Here is a 7,201-nt window from a genome sequence, read left to right as displayed (position 1 = left end):
CGCGCCGCCGGGATCGCGGCCGAGGAGTTCTCCCTGCACCTGCCGAGCCTGGACGAGGTCTTCTTCACCCTCACCGGCTCGCGAACGACCGAAAATCAAGACAAGGAGGATGCGGCATGACCGAGTACGACGCGGCCACCGCGACCCTGACCGCCGAGGACATGGCTCCGGTCGCGCCGGCCCAGCCGAGCACCGTCTCGGTCTCGCCGTACACCGGATGGTGGCGGACGGTTCGCCACGCGCTGGTGCTCGCCAAGCGCAACCTGATCAAGACGATGCGTACACCGGAGCAGCTGGTCGACGTCACCCTGCAGCCGATGATCTTCCTGCTGCTGTTCACCTACGTGTTCGGCGGCGCGATCGTGCACGGCTCGCAACATGCCTACCTGCAGTTCCTGCTGCCGGGTTTGCTCGGCCAGTCGATTGCGATGGGCAGCGTCTCGTTGGGGCAGAACATGAATGCCGACATCGAGAAGGGTGTATTCGACCGCTTCCGGTCGTTGCCGATCGCGCGGTCGGCGCCGCTGGTCGGTGCCGTGCTCGCCGACTTCGCGCGCTACCTGTTGCTGTGCGTGATCTTCATCGGGTTCGGCTACCTGATCGGGTTCCGCGTCATGACGAACCCGATCGAGGCGATTGCTGCGCTCGTCCTCTCGATCGGATTCGCGCTCTGCTTCTGCTGGATCTCGGTGTGGGTCGGAATGATCGCGCGCACGTCCGGCTCGGTGCAGGGTGTGATGTTCCTCGTCATCCTGCCGCTGTCGTTCGCCAGCAGCACCTTCGTCAAGGTCTCGACCATGCCGGGTCCGCTTCAGGCGTTCGTCAAGGTCAACCCGATCTCGCACCTGGTCGGGACCACCCGCGGGCTGATGCTCGGCGGCCCGATCGAGTCGAACCTGTTGTGGACACTCGGGTGGATGGTCGCCCTACTGGTGATCTTCGTGCCGCTGGCGCTGCGCGGGTATGCGCGGCGGGCCTGACCGCTAACCGAAGGTCGCGGGATCGACCCGGGAGAGCGCTGCCTCCCGGGTCATCTCGCGTCCACGGGTGTAGGCATCGGCATACGGACCAGTGCGCAACCCGCCGAGCCGCTCGTCGAGCCCGACGATGTCCGGGTGGGTGACGTCGTCGGCGCCGCGAATCTGGGCGGCGGCGCCGAGGATCTCCGCCGCCGCACCGAGATCTCCAAGGTGCTCGGCGTACAGCGCACTCGACAGGCCCACCGTCGCGACAATCGGCATGTCCTTGGTCTCGATGGCCAGCTGATGGGCTTCCCTGAGCTTGCTCAGCACGTCGGAGTCGGTCGCGCCGTCGACCAGGTCGAGTTTGACCGCGGTCGCCAGGACGATCGCCATCCCGTGGCTATGCACCGGGTGCACGCTCGGCAGCTTGCGCAGGCCCTCGATCGCCTCGGCACTGCGTGCTTTCGCGGTCGCGATGTCTCCGATGTTGCGCGCGATCTCGACCTCCACCGCGCTGGTGAAGAGGACCTCGAGCGCCGATCCCGGCTCGTACGTCGTCTCCCTCGCCAGCCGACCCTGCTCGAGCGCGGCATCGGGCTGGCCGAGGCGGATCAGGATGTCCGCGAGTCGCAGCCGCATGGCGGCGAGGTCCTCGCGGCTACCGACCGCCGTGGCCAGCTCCAGCGCCTCACGGTAGGCATCGGCGGCTGCCGAGAGGTTGCCCTCCATCAGCTCGAGCTGGCCGAGGACCTGAAGGGTGTTCGCGATACCCCAGCGTTCGCCGAGCCCTCGGAAGGCTTTGAGCGCGAGCTCCACGTCGGCGCGCATGCTCTCCAGATCGCCGGCGTTCTCGGCCATGCTGGCCCGGAAGGTGCGCATCGAGGCGGCGATCCAGGGGTCGTCATCGGCGAGGGCCCGATCGGTGAGTGGACCGACCAGCTCCGTATCACCCACGAACATCGCGATGACGGGCGCGAGCAGCGTCATCATCTTCGAACGACCCGGCGGCGCCTGCGCCATCCTGCGGCTAACGGCGGCCAGTGAGTTCAGGGTCGCTTCCACCTCGTCGTGACTGCCGACCGCGTTCCACGCCAAGGCATTGATCGCGAGGAACGCCTCCGACATCAGCCGATCGACGGGGTCGACCTCGCCTTCGGCATCGAGCGCGAAGCTGACCCACGTGACGATGTCGCCATGGTTGCTGACCGTCATCCAGTACCAGCCGAGCAGGTTCACCAGCGCGATGGCGTCGGCTGCCCGACCGTCGTCGCCGTAGAACTTCACCGCGGCAAGGATGTTGTCCCGCTCGGTGTCCATCAGCGCCATCCACTCGAGCTGCTCGGCCGAGCGCAGGTGCGGGTCCGCCTCGGCGACCAGCGCGGCGTAGTAGTCGGCGTGGGCGAGGCGCAGCGCCCCGATCTCGCCGCGTTCGGCGAGCTTCTCGGTGCCGAACTCGCGGATCGTCTCGAGCATCCGGTACCTCGGTGCGAGGTCCGTGGACGCGACCACCTGGAGCAGGGACTTGTCGACCAGCGAGGTGAGCAGGTCCTCGACCGCGGTGAGGTCGAGGTCGGGGCGGCAGACCGCCGCGGCCGCACTCGGTGTGACGCCGCCGACGAACACCGCAAGCCGCTCGGCCAGCTCGCGCTCGTCGGGCGCGAGCAGCTCCCAGCTCCATTCGACGACCGCCCACAACGTGCGGTGCCGCGGCATCGCCGTACGGCTGCCACCGGTCAGCAGCCGGAACCGATCCGAGAGCCGCCGCTCGATCTCGGCCGCCGGCAGCGATCGGAGTCTCGCGGCCGCGAGCTCGATCGCGAGCGGGAGGCCGTCGAGTCGTCGAACGATCTCGATGACCGACCGGACGTTGGTGTCGTCGATCTCGAACCCCGGTTGTACGTCGAGCGCGCGATCGGCGAACAGCTGCACGGCAGGGTAGGTCCGGGCGGTCTTTGCGTCGGCGTCCGCGGCCGGCTGCCCGAGCGGAGGTACGACGACGAGCGCCTCGCCGAAGATCGCGAGCGGCTCGCGGCTGGTCGCGAGGACACGCAGCCCCGGGCAGAGCGTCAGCAGCTGCTCGGCGAGCTGCGCTGCGGCTTCGACGAGGTGCTCGCAGTTGTCGAGAACCAACAGCGCGTCACGGCCGACCAGCGCGTCGACCAGCCGGCTCATCGCGTCCCGCGGCGTCAGGGCGCTCGTGCGTTCGAGCAGGATGTGGTCGCGCAGGCCGAGCGAGCCGAGCACGGTCTGTGGCACGTCGGCGGGATCGGTCACCGGTGCGAGCTCGGCCAGCCAGACCCCTTCACGGGCGTGGGTGTCGGCTACCGCGCTCGCCGCTGCGGTGGCCAGCCGGGTCTTGCCGGCGCCGCCCGGCCCCACCAAGGTGACCAGCCGTCCGCTGCTCAGCAGGTGCCCGATCTGAGCCAGCTGCTCGTCGCGGCCGACGAAGCTGGTCAGCGTCGCGCGCAGGTTCGAGTGCCGGACCGGCTGGGTCGGCGCGGGTTCGTCGCGCAGTGCCGCGAGGTGCGCCGCCTGCAGCTCGGGTGACGGGTCGGCGCCGAGCTGGTCGGCGAGGATGCTGCGGGCCCGCTCGTAGCTGGCCAGTGCCTCGCTGGTCCGGCCGGCCGCGTGCAGGGCACGCACCAGAAGGACGGCGAACCGCTCGCGCAGCGGATGGGTGGCGACCAACCCGCCCAGCTCCGCGATCACCTCGTCGGCGCGACCGAGCGAGAGCCGTGCATCGATCAGGTCGCCCCGGGCGTCGATCGCCTGTTCGTGCAAGCGGGTCAGGAGAGCATCGTCGTAGCCGGTCGCCGCGAGCTCTGCCGGCTCGCCGCGCCACAGCCCGAGCGCCTCGGCGAGCACCGTTGCGGCGCTTGCCGCGTCCCCGGCGCGCAGCGCCTCGCGACCATCGTGGGCGAGGGCTTCGAACCGGCGTACGTCGATCGAGTCCGCAGGGAGGGTGAGCTGGTAGCCCGCGGCGGACTGCCGAACCAGCTCCGGGTCACCGAGGGCGCGCCGCAACCGGGAGACCAGCGACTGCAGGGCGTTGGTCTCGTCCGCGGGTGGCTCGTCGCCCCACAGCGCGTCCACGAGAGCCCGGGCCGAGACCGGCCGTGGCGCGGACAAGGCGAGCACCGTGAGCAACGCGCGCAGCCGCGCCCCGGAGACCTCGACGGCGACCGGCGCGGAGTCGGAGTCGGCCCACACCTCCAGCGGGCCGAGCAGCGCGATCCTCACGCACCCACTATTTCAGCGGTTCGCAACCGGCTTCTCCGGCCGCTGCCGCGATTCGGCGTAGGAGGCGCACGGAGGGGGATGCGCGCCTCCTACGCCGAGTTCAGCGGCCGCTACGGCGCGGGCGTTACGAACCGAAGCTGTAGACCGACCAGGTCAGTCCGCCGTCCGTGCTGGTCGCAAACGCGCCGGTTGTGGCGGCGCGGTCAGAGACCGCGACCAGGTGGGTCGTGGAGATGTAGCCGATGAAGCCGAGCGGCACGCCGTTGGCCTCGAGCGGGGTCCAGCTGCGGCCGGCGTCGGTCGTGACCTGGGCGCCGGCGGTCGTGCCGACCACGATGTTCTTGTTCGTCCCGGCGAACAGCGTCTGCAGGCCACCGGTCGGGTCCGGCTTCGCCAGGGTGGGCGTCCAGGCCTTGCCCCAGTTGTGAGAGACGTACGACGCCTTCTGCTCGCTGCCGGCCTTGTCGGCCGACCCGCAGGCGGCCACGATCGTGCCGAGGTTGAGCGTCGAGAGCTCCGCGTTCCGGACGCCGTTGACGCTCTCGCACGGGTTGGTCTGCTCGGTCCAGTGCGTGCCGTCCTTCGACGACCAGAATGCCGTGCTGCCGGCGATCACCGACACGCTGTTGTCGTTGAGCGCGATCGCGTCGGCGCCCGGCGCCGCGGTCATCGGCTTTACCGCCTTCACCAGTTGCAGCGACGGCTGGGCGGCGGTGGCGGTGTAGAGCCGGACGTGGGTGGAGCTCTGGCTGGGGCGCAGCAGCGCCCAGAACCGCTGGTGCATAGCTTCGAGGTCGTCGACGTAGCCCTGACCCGCCGGCAGCGAGTACTGCGACCAGGACTGCCCGCCATCCAGGGTCAGGTAGGTCAGCGCGCCGAAGACGAAGCCGACGGTGCCGGACACGAACCGGATCTGGGCGTCACCGGCGACGCCCTTGCCACTCGCCGAGTCCTCGGCGCCCGGTGGGCTGAGGCGGGTCCAGGTCGACCCGCCGTCCGTGGTCTTGGCGACGACGCCCGCGTGGCTGCCTGCCATCGACCCCCAGAGGAAACCGACGGTCGGCGACACGAAGCTCAGCGAGTCGGGCCGGAAGCCGGCGAGCGTCGTCGGCACCGGCGGGGTGCTGGACGGTTGCGAGGACGGGACCGTGATCGACTCCGACGGGAGCGGTGTCTCGCGCGGATGATGCTGGACTCGCGGCAGGCCGGTGGTCTCAATGGCCACCGACTGCTCGCCGCCCGAGTTGTGCCGGACCGCAATGACCGCAGGCACGGCACCGGCAGCGATCACGACGCCCGCGCTGACGCCGACCGCCGCCTTCACCCACTTGCGGCGGTTGGCCCGCTTGGTGATCAGCTCGAAAGCGCCGTCGGGCGGTAGCAACCGCTCGCTCGGCTCCCGCAGCAGGGCGTCGACGTCGAAATCGTCGCGATGATCGCTCATCGACTCTCCGCCAGAAGGACCTGAAGCTTCGCGCGCGCGTCGTACAGGTCGCGTTTCACCGTGCCCGGTGCGACGCCCAGCGCGTGCGCGACGGCATCGACCGACAGGTCGGCGAAGTAGTGGAGGACGACGACTTGCTGCAGCCGCTTGGGCAGGCTTTCGATCACCATGCGCAGCTCGGGCGCCGAGCTCGGGGCTGGCGCCGCGGTGGTCATCGTCATGACGGTCTTGCGGATCGCGGCTCGTTCGCGCTCATTGCGCCGCCAGCGGTCCCGGACCAGGTTCAGCGCGGTCGTGTAGAGGTACGCGCGCGGGTCGGTCACCGTCGTCCATCGGCCGAGCAGCCGCACGAACGCCTCGGCGGCGATGTCGTGGGCCGCCTCATCGTCGCCGACCATCCGCCGGCACCAGCCGGCGAGCGGTGCGTAGTGGAGGCGGAACAGGGCGTCGGCAGGCTGCGCCCCATCCACTTCTGCTGCCTCCCAGGCACCGAGCACTGCGACGTCCACGCTGCTAAGACGGTCGGCGTCCCCGGATGGTTGGTACACGCTCATGGCCTGGTCAGCAAGACCTTTCCGACATGCCCGCTTTGCGCCACCAGGGTGTGCGCGTCGGCGACCCGGTTCATCGGGTACGACGTCTCCACCACCGGTATGACCTGGCCGGCCTCGATCAGCGGCCAGAGACCCTCGACGACAGCCCGGCAGATGGCCGCCTTCTCCGCCAGCGGCCGCGAGCGTAGCGAGGTCGCGTGCACGCTTGCGCGCTTGCGCAGCAGGGCACCGATGTCGAGCTCGGCCCGCGTGCCACCCTGCATGCCGATGCACACCAGCCGGCCGCCGGTCGCGAGCACAGACACGTTTCGCTCCAGATAGTCCGCACCGATGATGTCGAGCACGACGTCGGCGCCGTACCCGTCGGTTTCCTCGCGGACCGCCTCGGTGAAGTCCTCGTCCCGGTAGTTCACCACCCGGTCGGCGCCCAGCCGGGCGCAGTGAGCCAGCTTGTCGGGGTTGCCCGCGGTCGCGATGACCGTGGCCCCGAGCGCCTTGCCTACCTGGATCGCGAGGGTGCCGATCCCGCTCGATCCGCCATGAACGAGCAGTACGTCGCCGGCCCGCAGCTCGGCGACGAGCACCAGGTTGGACCACACCGTGCAGGCGACCTCGGGCAGGCCACCGGCAGTGGTGAGGTCGACACCGGCCGGCACCGGCATGCACTGGCCGGCCGGTGCGACCGCGAGCTCCGCTTGCCCTCCGCCCGCAACGAGCGCGCACACCTCGTCGCCCACCGCCCAGCCGATGACGCCGGGCCCGAGCTCGATCACGCGGCCGCTGCACTCGAGCCCGAGGACGTCCGTGATGCCGGGCGGCGGGGGGTAGAAGCCCATCCGCTGGGACAGGTCGGCGCGGTTGACGGCACTGGCGACGACCTCGATCAGCACCTCGCCGTCGGCCGGCTCGGGGTCAGGAAGCTCCGCCCACCGCAGGACATCGACGTCTCCGCTGCCCTCGCATCGGACGGCGTACATGTCGGCAACCGTAGCCGGGTTCGC

General features: G+C 70.2%; 5 protein-coding genes. 1 reads left to right on the top strand and 4 read right to left on the bottom strand.

Features of this window, described 5'->3' with window-relative positions:
• The first annotated feature begins 116 nt into the window (after window positions 1-116).
• Window positions 117-980: an ABC transporter permease gene (locus tag VME70_13120; GenBank protein ID HTW21140.1), complete on the top strand. Its 864-nt coding sequence runs from the start codon at window positions 117-119 to the stop codon at window positions 978-980.
• A 3-nt stretch (window positions 981-983) separates the two neighbouring features.
• On the opposite strand, the gene VME70_13115 is transcribed toward VME70_13120, so the two are convergent.
• From VME70_13115 to VME70_13100, 4 genes are all read right to left on the bottom strand, one after another.
• Window positions 984-4,202 (bottom strand): BTAD domain-containing putative transcriptional regulator, encoded by a 3,219-nt coding sequence (locus VME70_13115; GenBank protein ID HTW21139.1) that lies wholly within the window; start codon window positions 4,200-4,202, stop codon window positions 984-986.
• 124 nt (window positions 4,203-4,326) lie between these two features.
• Complete coding sequence (locus VME70_13110; protein ID HTW21138.1) at window positions 4,327-5,646, bottom strand: hypothetical protein; 1,320 nt, start codon at window positions 5,644-5,646, stop codon at window positions 4,327-4,329.
• Window positions 5,643-6,200 (bottom strand): RNA polymerase sigma factor, encoded by a 558-nt coding sequence (locus tag VME70_13105; protein ID HTW21137.1) that lies wholly within the window; start codon window positions 6,198-6,200, stop codon window positions 5,643-5,645. The genes VME70_13110 and VME70_13105 overlap by 4 nt, the downstream gene beginning before the upstream one ends.
• Window positions 6,197-7,177 (bottom strand): NAD(P)H-quinone oxidoreductase, encoded by a 981-nt coding sequence (locus tag VME70_13100; GenBank protein ID HTW21136.1) that lies wholly within the window; start codon window positions 7,175-7,177, stop codon window positions 6,197-6,199. The genes VME70_13105 and VME70_13100 overlap by 4 nt, the downstream gene beginning before the upstream one ends.
• Window positions 7,178-7,201 lie beyond the last annotated feature (24 nt).

This window comes from Mycobacteriales bacterium (assembly GCA_035504215.1).
GTDB lineage: Bacteria > Actinomycetota > Actinomycetes > JAFAQI01 > JAFAQI01 > DATAUK01.
Note: the sequence above shows the minus strand (reverse complement) of the source record. Positions and strands in the feature narration are given on the sequence as shown.